The sequence below is a fragment of the Simplicispira sp. GW247-4R2A genome, assembly GCF_059424465.1.
In genome coordinates this window covers 266,405-279,596 of sequence record NZ_JBWKZM010000001.1, presented here as the reverse complement: position 1 = coordinate 279,596, position 13,192 = coordinate 266,405, and the positions used below count along the sequence as shown (strand labels likewise).

Here is a 13,192-nt window from a genome sequence, read left to right as displayed (position 1 = left end):
GACCTGCTGGCGGCTTGTAGCGTGCGCGCTCAGCCGTTCTTCTGCGCCGCCTGCAGCGCCGCAATCCGCTCTTCAATCGGCGGGTGGGTGGAAAACAGCTGGCCAATACCGCCGGCAATGCCCATGGCCTGCATGCTCTTGGGCAGCTCTGCCGGGTGCAGGCCGCCGAGGCGGGCGAGCGCATTGATCATGGGCTGGCGCTGGCCCATGAGCTGGGCGGAGCCAGCGTCGGCACGAAACTCCCGCTGGCGTGAGAACCAGGCGACGATGATGGCCGCCAGGAAGCCCAGCACGATGTCGAGCACGATGGTGGTGACGTAGTAGCCGATGCCAGGACCGGAGCGGTTTTCACTGTTCTTGTTCAGAAAGCTGTCCACCGCATAGCCGATGACGCGCGAGAGGAAGACCACAAAGGTGTTCATCACCCCCTGGATCAGCGTCATGGTCACCATGTCGCCGTTGGCAATGTGGGCGACCTCGTGGCCAATGACGGCTTGGACCTCCTCGCGCGTCATGTTGCGCAGCAGGCCCGTGGACACTGCCACCAGCGCCGAATTCTTGAAGGCGCCCGTGGCAAAGGCGTTCGGATCACCCTCGAAAATGCCGACTTCTGGCATGCCGATGCCAGCCTTCTCGGCAAAACCACGCACCGTCTCGACAAGCCAGGCTTCGTCGCCATTGCGCGGCGCCTCGATCACCTGCACGCCAGCGCTCCACTTGGCCACCGGCTTGCTGATGAGCAGCGAGATGATGGCGCCGCCAAAGCCCATGATGAAGGCAAAACCCAGCAGCGCACCAAGGTTCAGGCCATTGGCTGTGAGGTAGCGGTTGACACCGAGCAGGCTGGCCACAATGCCCAGCACCACCACCACGGCCAGGTTGGTCAACAAAAACAGGGCGATACGTTTCATTCGGGCTCCACAAAAGAGTCGGTCAAAGGTCGTTGGAAGGTGCGGCGCCCGACAGCGTTTTCAAGGGCCGCGAGGCGGGCGAAACACCGCCGTCTCATCATAAAAGCCAGGCGCCTCGTTACCGGCCCACCACCCCGGGATACCCAGCAGCGGCAGGGGGGCAAAGGGCTTGGTGGCCAGCCAGGGCGCCTGGAGCTGGTGCGCCAGCCTTGCGCCCTGATTTGCTCCTGAATTTATAGCATCATACGTAATCAACACGTGCGCTGTGATGTCTTTTCTTGGCTTGACCAGTTGTTCCATTGCGGCATGACCAAACAACGTGACCCGGGCGCGGCGCCAAAGCGCGCGGTGCTGCACGAACAGTGCCTGCCAATCGCGCGCCAGCAATGCCTGCCAGAGGGCCGGCGGCGCTTCAAGCAGGGCGCCGCTCTCGTCCAGCAGCGTACAGGCGTCGCGCAGCGGCCCGCGCACCGGTCCCACGCCCTGCACGGCCATCGCGCCCGCCTGCAGCTGGTTCAGGCGCTGCTTGGCTTGGCCAAAGCGCTGCCACACCAGGCCATTGAAAAAGTCGTGCAGGTTGCCACGCGTGGGCACGCAGCCGTTGTCGAAAATAAACTGCTCGTAAGCGGTACCTGCTGGCAGATGCGCCTGGGGCACGAAGCGCACTGGGGCGCCTTGGGCTGCGTTCAGCGCCTCGTGCACCGGCATGCCCCTGGCGACTGCCCCCGCCAGCGGTGCGCCAAGCTCGCGCCAGGGCGCAAGCCAGGGGGCTTGCCAGTCCACTTCAGAAAGCACGGCAGGCCGCGTTCGGCTGGCCATTGGTCTGGCGTCGGCAGGCGTCAGTTTTGGACGCGCCAAGCCAGCGCCTCGCCCGCGCGCAGGGGCTTGAGCTCAGCCTCCCCAAAGGCAAAGCTGTCCGGCGGTGTCCAGCTCTCTCGCACCAGGGTGAGGGTACCGCTGTTGCGCGGCAGGCCGTAGAAGGCCGGGCCGTGAAAGCTGGCAAAGCCCTCCAGCCTGTCGAGCGCGCTGGCGGCGTCGAACGCCTCGGCGTACAGCTCCATGGCCGCGTGCGCGGTGTAGCAGCCAGCGCAACCGCTGGCGTGCTCCTTCAAATGCGCGGGGTGCGGCGCGCTGTCGGTGCCGAGAAAGAAGCGGTCGCTCCCGCTGGTGGCAGCCTGCACCAGCGCGCGGCGGTGCTCTTCACGCTTGAGCACTGGCAGACAGTAATAGTGTGGGCGAATGCCGCCCGTAAAGATAGCGTTGCGGTTGTAGAGCAGGTGGTGTGCGGTGATGGTGGCGGCCGTGAAGCGATCCGCATCATTCACGTACTGTGCGGCCTCGCGGGTAGTGATGTGCTCGAAAACGATTTTCAGCTCAGGAAAATCGTGCCGCAGGGGCATCAGTTGCTGCTCGATGAACACCGCCTCGCGGTCGAACAGGTCGATGTCGGGACTGGTCACTTCACCGTGCACCAGAAGCAGCATGCCCGCTTTCTGCATCGCCTCCAGCGTGGCATAGGTCTTGCGCAGATCGGTCACACCAGCATCGCTGTTGGTCGTGGCGCCGGCAGGGTAGAGCTTCACCGCCACAATGCCCGCTTCCTTGGCGCGGGCGATTTCCTCCGGCTGCAGCTTGTCGGTGAGATAGAGCGTCATCAGCGGCTCGAAGGCCATGCCCTCGGGCACTGCCGCCAGGATGCGCTGCTTGTATTCAAGCGCCTGTTGTGCCGTGGTCACCGGCGGGCGCAGGTTGGGCATGATGATGGCACGGCCAAACTGAGCGGCAGTGTGGGGCACCACGGTTCGCAGCGCATCGCCATCGCGCACGTGCAGGTGCCAGTCGTCGGGGCGGGTGATGGTGAGAATGTCGGTGGAGGCGGTCATGGGCAGCATTGTCCCATCCGCGCCAGCGCTTCCAAAACCGGACGACAGTCCCCCCAATGGGGTATCCACTGGAGGCAAACGCTGGCCCCTGGTGCTCAGAACGTGTTCACGATCTACGGAATATACGGGGGCATTGGACGATGGAGCCGCCAGATCCGATGGGGCCTGTGCGTTACCATTCCCTACTGACCACCGCAGCAGTGGCTAGCCCATGGGCACCCGGGAAAAAGGGCCGCTGAAACTGATCCCCTGACGGCCTTCCCCAACTGCAGGTGCGGGAATACCTCAATCCAACCCTCTCACAGGTCCATGCAATCTCCGTCTGCTAAGACTCCGCCGGTGGCGCCTTCCAGATGGTTGAACGGTACCTACTGGCTGCTCGCCATGGTGGCTGCCATGGCGGTTGCCACTTCGACGGCGCTGTGGTGGACCGTACGGGAAACGCAGTCGCTTGCGCGACCCTACCAGCAAAGCGACCCCTGGTACGTTTCGAGCGTACACAGCGAACTGGCACGGGTCAGTCTGCTTGCACGCAAGCTGCAGACAGGGGAAGCCTCCGCGCATGAGCTGCAGAATGGCGTGGACGTGCTTCTCGGCACGCTCGACCAGCCTCATCAAATCGGCATGCGACTGCGCGAAGAGCCACCACAGCCGGCGGCGGAACTGAAGGAACTGCTGCGCCACACTGCGCAATGGTCCAGCCGGCTGGACCGGCCCGACGCCGACGCACGGGCCGTCGCGACAGACATCATCGGGCGCTCGGATGCACTGCTCGACAGCAGCCGCAAAGCCGTGGCTGCTGCGTACCTGTCCAACACCCAGGAAACCGGCCATGCGCGCCAGCAGCTCCACGACCGCTTCACGGTGCTCAGTGCCGTGCTGGGTGGCCTGCTGGCAGGCACGGCGCTGCTGATCTGGAAGTTGGTGCATGACGCCCGGTCGGCCAGCGCGGCATCACGCCAGCTCGCCCAGGCCAACCGTCAGCTCGAAGTACGCGTGGCCAACCGCACGCGCAAGATCGAGGAAGGCCGCGCGCTGCTCAGCTTCATCCTCGATACCAGCCCGAGCGACGTGGTGCTGGCCGAGGTCCAGAGCGGGCGGGTGCATTTCATCAACCGCAAGCTCACCGAGCGCCTCGGGCTCAAGGCTCCACCCCAGACGCTGTTCCTGCAGCAATTGCTGAACGACCCGCAAACCCGCCAACGGTTCATGCAGGCACTCGACCAGTACGGCCAGGTCGATGCGATGGAGGCGCTCATCGGCGGGCGCAACCCAAGCTGGAGTTCGCTGTCGGCACGCCTCATCGAGGTCGATGGGCAACTGGCCCATTTGCTGTGGGGGTTCGACATCAGCACGCACAAGGCGCTCGAAGCGCAGTTGCGCGAACTGGCCACCCAGGACCCGCTCAGCGGACTGCTCAACCGGCGTGCCTTCATGGAACGGGGCACGGCCCTGTTCGACCATTGCCGCCGGCACGCACAGCCCTGCGCGGTACTCATGATCGACATCGACCACTTCAAGCGCATCAACGACCTGCACGGCCACCAAGCGGGCGACGACGCCATCCGCGCCTGCGCGCAGGCCATAGGACAGGTACTGCGCGATGCCGACCTGGTCGGGCGACTGGGAGGTGAGGAATTCGCGGCGCTGCTCCCCCATTCATCGACCGGCAGCGCCATGGTGATCGCCGAGCGCATCCGCGGCGCAATCGCACGGATGGACATTGAGTCCGCCCCTGGCCATCCTATGGCATTCACCGTCTCCATCGGCGCGGCAGAAATGGCGCCCCAGCATCCCGGCATCGAGCACCTGCTCGCCGAGGCCGACCGGGCGCTTTATCGCGCCAAAGCCACGGGCCGTGACAAAGTACTTGCCTATGAGCCCGGAATCCGACAGTCTTGAGGCACTGCCTGTGCCATTCACCATGAGTATCCGACTACTGATCGTTGACGACAGCCGCATGTCCCGGCTCATCCTGCAGGGACTGGCCCTGCAGGCCCATCCGCAATGGACCATCCTGCATGCCAGCAGCGGCGAGGAGGCGCTGCAGATGGTTCGAGAGAGCCCGGTAGACCTCGTCTCCATGGACTTCAACATGCATGGCATCAACGGCCTGGAGGCCGCGCTGGAGTTGCGCAAGATCCTGCCCAACGTGCCCATCGCCATCCTCACCGCCAACGTACAGTCCGTCCTGCAGGAACGCATCGAGGAGGCAGGAATGGTGTTCATCCCGAAGCCGATCACAGCCAGCGCCACGGCCCAGCTCGCGGCCCTCGTGGGAGCCTGACATGGTGCAGCTTGACGACGAGCAAATCGACGCGCTCAGCGAGATCTTCAACATCGGCGTGGGCAAGGCGGCGGCTGCGATGGGCCACCTCATGCACGACGAGGTCCTGCTGTCCGTGCCGCACGTGAGCATCCTCACCGTAAGCGAGGCCGCCCAGCAGCTCGGTACGGCCGAAAAGCCCATGTACGGCGTGCGCCAGCCGTTCCGGGGCGTCTTCAGCGGCGATGCGCTGCTGATCTTTCCGGGCGACAAGAGCCTGGAGATCGTGCGCATCGTGGCAGGCCAGAGCGTGCCCGGCGAGGACCTCAGCGCCATCGAGCAGGATGCGATGACGGAGGTGGGCAACGTGATGCTCAACGCCTGCATCGCGGCACTGGCCGACCTCCTGGGCAACGAATTCGAGCTCAGTTCGCCCAGCATTGACATCGGCGACAGCCGCACCATCCTGGGTACACGCATCCAGAACCACCTGGTGGTGTTCCTGCGCATCCGCTTCGAGCTGCTGAGCAGCCAGATCGAGGGCTTCGTGGTATTCGTGCTCAACACCACCTCGCTCGAAAGCCTGCGCTCGGCAGTCAACCGACTGCTGGACCGCCCGACAGAAATGGACTGACCCAACCAACTGGTGGGCGTGTTCCACGCCTGCAGGCGCCGTGGAACGGGCTTTGCCGGCCGTCGGCGTCGCCCCTCAGTGCGGCAGTATCTTGTTGAGGAAATCCTTGGTCCGAGGTTGGCGGGCTTCGAGGTTGTTGAAAAACTCGTTGCTGGTGCAGTCTTCGAGGATCTTGCCACCGACGTCCATGAAAATCACCCGGTGCGCCACCTTGCGGGCAAAGCCCATTTCGTGGGTAACGCACATCATGGTCATGCCCTCGTTGGCCAGGCCCACCATCACGTCCAGCACCTCGCCGACCATTTCAGGGTCAAGCGCCGAGGTCGGCTCGTCAAACAGCATGACGATAGGGTCCATGCTGAGTGCACGTGCAATGGCCACGCGCTGTTGCTGACCACCCGAGAGCTGGCCTGGGAACTTGTCCTTGTGCGCCGACAGGCCCACACGGTCGAGCATCTTGAGGCCGCGTTTCTTGGCTTCGTCGGCGCTGCGGCCCAACACCTTGATCTGCGCGATGGTGAGGTTTTCCGTCACTGAGAGGTGCGGGAACAGCTCGAAATGCTGGAACACCATGCCAACACGGCTGCGCAGCTTGGGCAGGTTGGTCTTGGGGTCGTGCACCGCTACCCCATCGACCCAGATCTCGCCCTTCTGGAAGGGTTCGAGCGCGTTGATGGTCTTGATGAGCGTGGACTTGCCCGAGCCGGAAGGGCCGCAGACGACCACCACCTCACCCTTCTGGATGGCGGTGGAGCAATCGGTCAGCACCTGAAAGCTGCCGTACCACTTGGAGACGTTCTTGAGTTCAATCATGCAATTTCCTTAGCGCACGATGGCAATCCTGCGGTGCAGGCGTTTGACGGCCCAGGACAGCGCAAAACAGATGACGAAATAGACCACGGCTGCCGCCAGATAGGCCTCGATGGGTCGGCCGTAGTTCTTGCCGGCGATCTCGAAACCCTTGAGCATGTCGTAGGCGCCGATGGCGTAAACCAGCGAGGTATCCTGAAACAGGATGATGGTCTGCGTCAGCAGCACCGGCAGCATGTTGCGAAACGCCTGCGGCAGGATCACGAGCTTCATGTTCTGCCCATAGGTCATGCCCATGGCCATGCCGGCAAACACCTGGCCGCGCGAAATCGACTGGATACCGGCGCGCATGATCTCGCTGAAGTACGCCGCCTCGAAAGCAACAAAGGTCACGACCGCCGACATCTCTGCACGGTAGTCCCTTCCAAATTCGCCAAAGAGTGCATAAAAAGACATCGGCACCAGCAGGAAGCACCACAGAATCACCATGACCAGCGGAATGCTGCGCATGCCGTTGACATAGATGGTCGCCGGCAGCACGAGCAATTTGCGCCCCGAGAGCCGCATCAACGCCAGCACGGTGCCAAAAATCACGCCGCCAATGGTGGATACCACCGTGAGCATGACGCTGAAGTAGAGGCCCTTGAGCACAAAGTTGTGCACCAGGTCCCAGTTGTAGAACGAAAAATCGATTGAAAGAGGCATTTCAGTGTCCTCCTGCGCCGCTGGCGGCAATGAGGCCCGGCACACGCGAGCGCTTCTCGATGAACGCCATGAGGCGGTTGATCGCGAAGGCCGACACCACGTAAAGCGCTGTCACCGCCAGGTAAACCTCGATACCGCGCGAGGTTTCTTCCTGCGCCTGCATAGCGAACATGGTCAGCTCGGCCACGGAGACCGCAAAGGCCACGGACGAGTTCTTGAAAATGTTCATGGTCTCGCTGGTCAGCGGCGGAATGATGATCCGCAGCGCCATCGGTAGCAGCACGTAGCGGTAGGTCTGGAAGGTGGTGAAGCCCACCGCCATGCCCGCGTAGCGCTGGCCCCGCGGCAGCGACTCCAGCCCCGATCTCACCTGCTCTGCAATGCGCGCGGAGGTGAACAGGCCGAGGGCGAAAATCACCAGCACGAAACCGGGCACCTGCTGGAGCGAGGGGAAGAACGATGGCAGCACGTGGTACCAGAGGAACAACTGCACCAGCAAAGGAATATTGCGAAACAGTTCCACCCAGGCATTGCCCAGTCGTACCACCCAGGGCCTTCCCTGCAGGGTGCGCAGCGTGCCGATGAGGCCGCCCAGCACCAGCGCCAGCACCAGCGCCAGCAGCGACACCGACACCGTCCAGCCCCAGGCCGAGAGCAGCCAATCGAGGTAGGTGATGTCACCACCTTTGCCAAAACAACCGGCCACGGCGGTTTGATCCAGCGTGTCCTGACAGAACACCTGCCAATCCCAACTCATAGGTTTCCTTTCAGTTCACGGTCGTGCAGCGCCACGAAAAAGCCCCCCCGAACCGATGGCTCGAAGGGGGCATGGAGCCGATGGTTGCCTTACTTGTTGCCGTAGTCTTCCATGGGCTTGTCGTTCGGGTGCGCCCACGCATCCTTGGTCGCTTCAGACATGGGCAGACCAATCTTCACGTTGGTTGGCGGCACGGGTTGCATGAACCACTTGTCGTACAGCTTGGCGAGCGAGCCGTCGGCGATCTGGCGCTTGATGGAGTCGTCCACGGCTTTCTTGAAGGCCGGGTCGTCCTTGCGCAGCATGCAGGCGATGGGTTCGACCGACAGCACTTCACCGACGATTTTGTAGTCGGCCGGGTTCTTGGCCTTGGAGATGTTGGCCGCCAGAATGGAGCCGTCCATCACGAAGGCATCGGCACGGCCGGTCTCAACCATCAGGAAGCTGTTGGCGTGGTCCTTGCCATAGACTTCCTTGAAGTCCAGGCCAGTGGCGCGCTCGTTCTTGCGCAGGGTCTGAACCGAGGTGGTGCCGGTGGTGGTCGCTACCGTCTTGCCCTTGAGGTCCTTGATGGAGTTGATGCCCGAGTTGGCCTTGACCGCCATGCGCACTTCCTCCACATAGGTGGTCACGGCAAAAGCCACGTCCTTCTGGCGGGCCTTGTTGTTGGTGGTGGAGCCGCACTCCAGGTCCACGGTGCCATTGGTCACCAGCGGGATGCGGTTTTGCGACGTGACGGGCTGGTACTTGATGTCCAGCTTGGCCACGCCCAGGTCCTTTTGCAGGTCGCCCACGATGCGTTCGGCCATCTCGGTGTGAAAACCGACGTACTTGCCATTGCCCAGCGTGTACGACAGACCTGACGATTCGCGCACGCCCAGCGTGATGCTGCCAGAGGATTTGATCTTTGCCAGGGTGTCACCAGCCTGCGCGAAGCTTGCGCTGGCAGCCAGTGCGAGGACGGCTGCGGCCAATAGTTGCTTTTTCATGCGTGTCTCCTTGGGGTTGTGCCGAAAATGGCGGATTTTAGGGTGCTGCACTCACCTTGCGCAGCTGTTGAAGAAATCGAATCTGCAATCAAAGCGAGAACTGGGCACCTGTGCGGAAACGCCGTTCCGCACCAAGACCGAAACGACACAGTAACCGCTTTAAGAAGAAAATGGCGCTGCCGATCAGAAAGGCACCTTGTCGGTCGGGTACTTCCAGAAGTCGCGCATCAGGTAGTTCACCGGCAGATTGAGCGCGCGGTTTTGTGGTGGAATGGGCTGCAAGAACCACTTATCGTAAATGGCATAGATCTCGCGGCTGGTAATCAGGCGGCGCATTTCGTCGTCCACCAGTTTCTTGAACTCAGGGTCGCCCGGCGCCAGCATGATGGCTAGTGGTTCCGTGGTCACGAACCGACCGACGACTTTGAGCGCCTTCGGGTTCGGGCGGCCGGCCGCCAGACCGTAGAGCAGGACGTCGTCCATCACGAAGGCATCGGCCTCGCCTTTTTCCACCATTTCCACGGCACGCGCGTGGTCCGGCGCCTCGACGATGTTCAGGCCCATCAAGTGCGATCGGTTGGCCTGCTGCACTGCGAGCAAAGGCGTGGAGCCTTTGGTGGATACCACCGTTTTGCCAGAAAGATCCTCAAGCCGGGTCACCGTGCTTGCCGCCGGCACCAGCAAACGTGCGCCGGTAATGTAGTGCGGAATGGTGAATGCCACGGTTTTGCGACGCTCGGCGTTGTTCGTTGTCGAGCCGCATTCCATGTCGGCCTTGCCCTCTGCCACCGTGGCCACCCGATTGGCCGAGGTAACCGGCACCAGCTCGATCGCCATGTCCTTCTTGCCGGTCTGGCGCCGCACGACGTCCGCCAAGTGCAGGCACAGGTCCATGGCGTAGCCAATGGGTTGGCTCGTCTTGGTGTCCAGATAGGAAAACGGCACCGATGAGTCGCGGTAGGCAATGACCAGCTTGCCGCCCCCACGTATGCGCTCCAGCACCCCTTGCGCAGCCAACGCGCTCGTGCTTGCCGCCACGGCCAGCAGGAAGTAGACAAAGCGCGAAGCAAGGTTCATGGGGTTCAGTTCCAGAGTAAGAAATACTGTAGGCGGCGAATGTAAGTGGACAGTTACCGCGCATCCAATGCCTATTGTTGGCAGTGTCATGCAAAAGAATCATGAGCCTGCGGAGGCGGCACTTTGCTCCACGAGAAAATTCCACAAAGCATCAATCTTGTCGTGTCCGGTCTCTCGCGGACCGCGTCGCTCGCGGCAGATGCGCACGTCCATGGTCATTTGCAGATGCGGCAGTTCAGGCGGCGCGGCACTGACCAGGCGGCGCGCACGCAGATCTTTGCGAACCGCGCTAAGAGGCAAAAAGGCCACGCCGTGGCCTTCCAGCGCCATCGCCTTGAGGCCTTCGGCCATATCGGTTTCGTACACCCGCTCCAGGTGCAACGGAACACGCGACTCCTTGAGGATCAGTTCGGTCACGCGCCCCAGATAAGCCCCTGGCGCGTAGGCCAGGTAAGGCAGCGGCTCGGCAGCGGCGCCGGGCAGACGGTACAGCGGCCGTCCGTCCGGACCGGGGCGCACATAGGGCGCAAGCACTTCCTGGCCCAGGCTGAGCATTTCGTAGCGGTTGGCATCGAGTTGAAACGGCTGCGACTCATGGTGGTAGGTGACCAACAGATCGCAGCTGCCTTCGACCAGACGCATGACGGCGTCGTGCACGTTCAGCGCGATCAAACGACTTTTGAACGGCCCAAAGCGCTCGCTCATACGCGAGACCCATTCGGGGAAAAAGGTAAACGCCAGGGTGTGCGGAACGGCAAACTCGATCATGTCCTGGCTCGAACTGCCATGGGCGCGCAAGGCGGCCCGGGTGCTGTGCAACGCTTGCAGCATTTCCAGCGACTGGTCGTAGAGCGTACGGCCCGCCGGGGTCAGGCGCGTGGGGTAGGAGCTGCGATCGACCAGATCGGTCCCTGCCCAGGCTTCCAGCGCCTGGATGCGGCGCGAAAACGCCGGCTGCGTCACATGGCGCAACTGGGCGGAGCGGCTAAAGCTGCGCGTCTCGGCCAGGCTGACAAAATCTTCAAGCCACTTGGTTTCCATCGGTCAATTATCCGCTTGGGACGCCCTGCAAAACTCTACGCGAGTGGGTGTAGTGCGGATCGGGATGGGATGCTAGGCGTGTTTTGCAGGCAATAGCCGTAGCTATTGGCTGCAAAACGCAACGACGCACACCGCCCGAGTCCGTGCTATCACACGCCGCGAGGAGTTATGCAGGACGTCCCTTACGCATGCACGCCACAAGCGGCGCAATTGCGTTGCACGCATAATGTTTTGCGCCTGCGCCACGCCCCGCGTGGCCCTCTTCTGCTTCTATGAATCCGCTTCCGCATGTCCCAACCTGAACTGCCCTCGCCGCCAGACGATGCGGCCGACGCCACGACCCGCTCGCTGGCGCTTGAAGACTGGCTCACCGTACTGACCATGGCGGCGCTCGCGCTCATCACCTTCGCCAATGTGCTGGTGCGCTATTTCACCGACGCATCGTTTGCATAGACGGAAGAATTCTCGGTCTTTCTGATGATCGTGCTGGCGCTCGTCGGCGGCTCGGCGGCGGTTGCGCGCGACCGGCACATCCGTATTGAATTTTTCTCCAGCGGCGGCAGTGCCATGCGCCAGCGGCGCCTGGCACTGCTCGGCGCCTTGATGGTGACGGTACTGTTCACGCTGATGGCAGCGCTCAGTGTGCGCCTGGTGTGGGACGACTACCGCTACGGCGAAACCTCGCCCGGTATCGGTGTGCCGCAGTGGTGGTATTCCATCTGGTACCCGTTGCTCACCGGTTTGATCGCATGGCGCGCTTTCGGTCTGCTGCTGCGCATTTCGCGCCGCCCACCCGCTCCATGATCGCGACCTTGCTGTTTGCCGCCTTCGCGGTCTTTCTGCTCGCGGGCGTGCCGGTGGGCGCCGCACTGGGCTTGGCGGGCGCGGCGGCCATTGCGCTCACCAACGCGGATACACAGTGGTTTGGCCTGCTGGCCGTGCCACAGAACTTCTACGCCGGCCTGGGCAAGTACCCGCTGCTGGCGATTCCGATGTTCGTGCTGGTCGGGTCCATCTTCGACCGCTCCGGCGTCGCCGCACGCCTGGTGAACCTGGCCGTCGCCATCGTCGGGCGCGGCCCCGGCATGCTGCCGCTGGTGGCCATTGGCGTGGCCATGTTCCTCGGCGGCATTTCGGGTTCTGGCCCGGCCACGGCCGCGGCCATTGGCGGCGTGATGCTGCTGGCCATGCAGCGCGCTGGCTACCCGCCAGCGTTCTCTGCCAGCGTAGTGGCGGCAGCGGCCTCCACCGACATTCTCATTCCACCATCTGTGGCGTTCATCGTTTACTCGGTGCTGGTGCCTGGGGCCTCGGTGCCGGCGCTGTTTGCCGCCGGCATGGTGCCGGGAATTCTGGCCGGACTGGCACTGGCCATTCCTACGGTGTGGCTGGCACGGCGCCACCGCATGGGCCAGCTTGAAGCCGCGCTACCGCGACCGCCCTTCTGGCGCAGCCTGCGCGACGCTGCCTGGGGCCTGGCAGCCCCGGTGGTGATCCTGGGCGGCATGCGGGCGGGCTGGTTCACGCCTACTGAGGCAGCAGTGGTGGCCGTGTTCTATGGCTTGTTTGTCGGCATGGCCATTCACCGCACGATTCGCGTGCGCGACCTGTTCGTCATCTTGCGCGAATCGGGCGAGCTCTCAGCGGTGATTTTGCTGGTGGTGTCGCTCGCGGCCATCTTTGCGTTCTCGCTCTCGACGCTGGGCGTGATCGACCCGATCACCAACGCCATCGTGCATTCCGGCCTGGGCGAGAACGCGGTGCTGGCGCTCCTGATCCTGATGCTTATCGTGCTGGGCATGTTTCTCGACGGCATCTCGATCTTCCTGATCTTCGTGCCGCTGATGATGCCCATCCTGCGCCACTACCACTGGGACCCGGTGTGGTTTGGCGTCATCCTCACACTCAATGTCACCATTGGCCAGTTCACGCCGCCCATGGCGGTGAACCTGATGGTGTCGAGCCGCATCGCAGGCGTACGCATGGAAGACACCACTGGCTGGGTGCTGTGGCTGGTGGGTGCCATGTGCGTGGCGATGCTATGCGTCATCGTCTGGCCACAACTGGCGCTGTGGCTCCCCACTTACCTGGGCTATTGATTTTTACAAGGAGACTGACC

The 13,192-nt window shown here is 62.9% G+C and carries 13 protein-coding genes and 1 pseudogene; 5 read left to right on the top strand and 9 right to left on the bottom strand.

The annotated features are described in order from the left end of the window. Window positions 1-29 precede the first annotated feature (29 nt). The 3 genes from htpX to pyrC are packed head-to-tail and all read right to left on the bottom strand — an operon-like array spanning window position 30 to window position 2,803. On the bottom strand, window positions 30-911 hold the full coding sequence (gene htpX / locus AC07ZH_RS01335) for a protease HtpX (RefSeq protein ID WP_495198220.1): 882 nt from the start codon (window positions 909-911) through the stop codon (window positions 30-32). A 60-nt stretch (window positions 912-971) separates the two neighbouring features. Next, window positions 972-1,730 carry a DUF3025 domain-containing protein gene (locus tag AC07ZH_RS01330; RefSeq protein WP_495198219.1) on the bottom strand — a complete coding sequence of 253 codons (759 nt, stop codon included), beginning with the start codon at window positions 1,728-1,730 and terminating at the stop codon, window positions 972-974. A gap of 20 nt (window positions 1,731-1,750) precedes the next feature. Then, a complete protein-coding gene (gene pyrC, locus AC07ZH_RS01325; RefSeq protein WP_495198218.1) occupies window positions 1,751-2,803 on the bottom strand; it encodes a dihydroorotase in 1,053 nt (350 codons plus the stop codon). Window positions 2,804-3,133: 330 nt separating this feature from the next. Between pyrC and AC07ZH_RS01320 the strand changes: the two genes are divergently transcribed. From AC07ZH_RS01320 to AC07ZH_RS01310, 3 genes are read left to right on the top strand one after another with little or no spacing between them, the layout of a single operon-like run. After that, window positions 3,134-4,696, top strand: a complete 1,563-nt coding sequence (locus AC07ZH_RS01320) for a sensor domain-containing diguanylate cyclase (RefSeq protein ID WP_495198217.1) — start codon at window positions 3,134-3,136, stop codon at window positions 4,694-4,696. 22 nt (window positions 4,697-4,718) lie between these two features. Then, window positions 4,719-5,081, top strand: a complete 363-nt coding sequence (locus AC07ZH_RS01315) for a response regulator (protein WP_495198216.1) — start codon at window positions 4,719-4,721, stop codon at window positions 5,079-5,081. Window position 5,082: 1 nt separating this feature from the next. Then, on the top strand, window positions 5,083-5,694 hold the full coding sequence (locus AC07ZH_RS01310; RefSeq protein ID WP_495198215.1) for a chemotaxis protein CheC: 612 nt from the start codon (window positions 5,083-5,085) through the stop codon (window positions 5,692-5,694). Window positions 5,695-5,769: 75 nt separating this feature from the next. Here AC07ZH_RS01310 and AC07ZH_RS01305 read toward each other — a convergent pair whose 3' ends face one another. From AC07ZH_RS01305 to AC07ZH_RS01280, 6 genes are all read right to left on the bottom strand, one after another. After that, window positions 5,770-6,507, bottom strand: coding sequence for an amino acid ABC transporter ATP-binding protein (locus AC07ZH_RS01305; protein ID WP_495198214.1), 738 nt, complete (start codon window positions 6,505-6,507; stop codon window positions 5,770-5,772). A 9-nt stretch (window positions 6,508-6,516) separates the two neighbouring features. Then, window positions 6,517-7,209 carry an amino acid ABC transporter permease gene (locus tag AC07ZH_RS01300; protein WP_119109221.1) on the bottom strand — a complete coding sequence of 231 codons (693 nt, stop codon included), beginning with the start codon at window positions 7,207-7,209 and terminating at the stop codon, window positions 6,517-6,519. A 1-nt stretch (window position 7,210) separates the two neighbouring features. Beyond that, window positions 7,211-7,966: an amino acid ABC transporter permease gene (locus AC07ZH_RS01295; RefSeq protein ID WP_495198213.1), complete on the bottom strand. Its 756-nt coding sequence runs from the start codon at window positions 7,964-7,966 to the stop codon at window positions 7,211-7,213. Between the two features lie 89 nt (window positions 7,967-8,055). After that, window positions 8,056-8,955 carry an amino acid ABC transporter substrate-binding protein gene (locus AC07ZH_RS01290; protein ID WP_495198212.1) on the bottom strand — a complete coding sequence of 300 codons (900 nt, stop codon included), beginning with the start codon at window positions 8,953-8,955 and terminating at the stop codon, window positions 8,056-8,058. A 183-nt stretch (window positions 8,956-9,138) separates the two neighbouring features. After that, the gene (locus AC07ZH_RS01285; RefSeq protein WP_495198211.1) at window positions 9,139-10,032 is read right to left on the bottom strand and encodes an amino acid ABC transporter substrate-binding protein; all 894 of its coding nucleotides are present in this window, start codon (window positions 10,030-10,032) and stop codon (window positions 9,139-9,141) included. 99 nt (window positions 10,033-10,131) lie between these two features. Next, window positions 10,132-11,073: a LysR substrate-binding domain-containing protein gene (locus tag AC07ZH_RS01280; RefSeq protein ID WP_495198210.1), complete on the bottom strand. Its 942-nt coding sequence runs from the start codon at window positions 11,071-11,073 to the stop codon at window positions 10,132-10,134. 288 nt (window positions 11,074-11,361) lie between these two features. Between AC07ZH_RS01280 and AC07ZH_RS01275 the strand changes: the two are divergent. Further along, a pseudogene (locus tag AC07ZH_RS01275) lies at window positions 11,362-11,877 on the top strand (TRAP transporter small permease). Beyond that, window positions 11,874-13,172, top strand: coding sequence for a TRAP transporter large permease (locus AC07ZH_RS01270; RefSeq protein ID WP_495198209.1), 1,299 nt, complete (start codon window positions 11,874-11,876; stop codon window positions 13,170-13,172). The pseudogene AC07ZH_RS01275 and the gene AC07ZH_RS01270 overlap by 4 nt, the downstream one beginning before the upstream one ends. Window positions 13,173-13,192 lie beyond the last annotated feature (20 nt).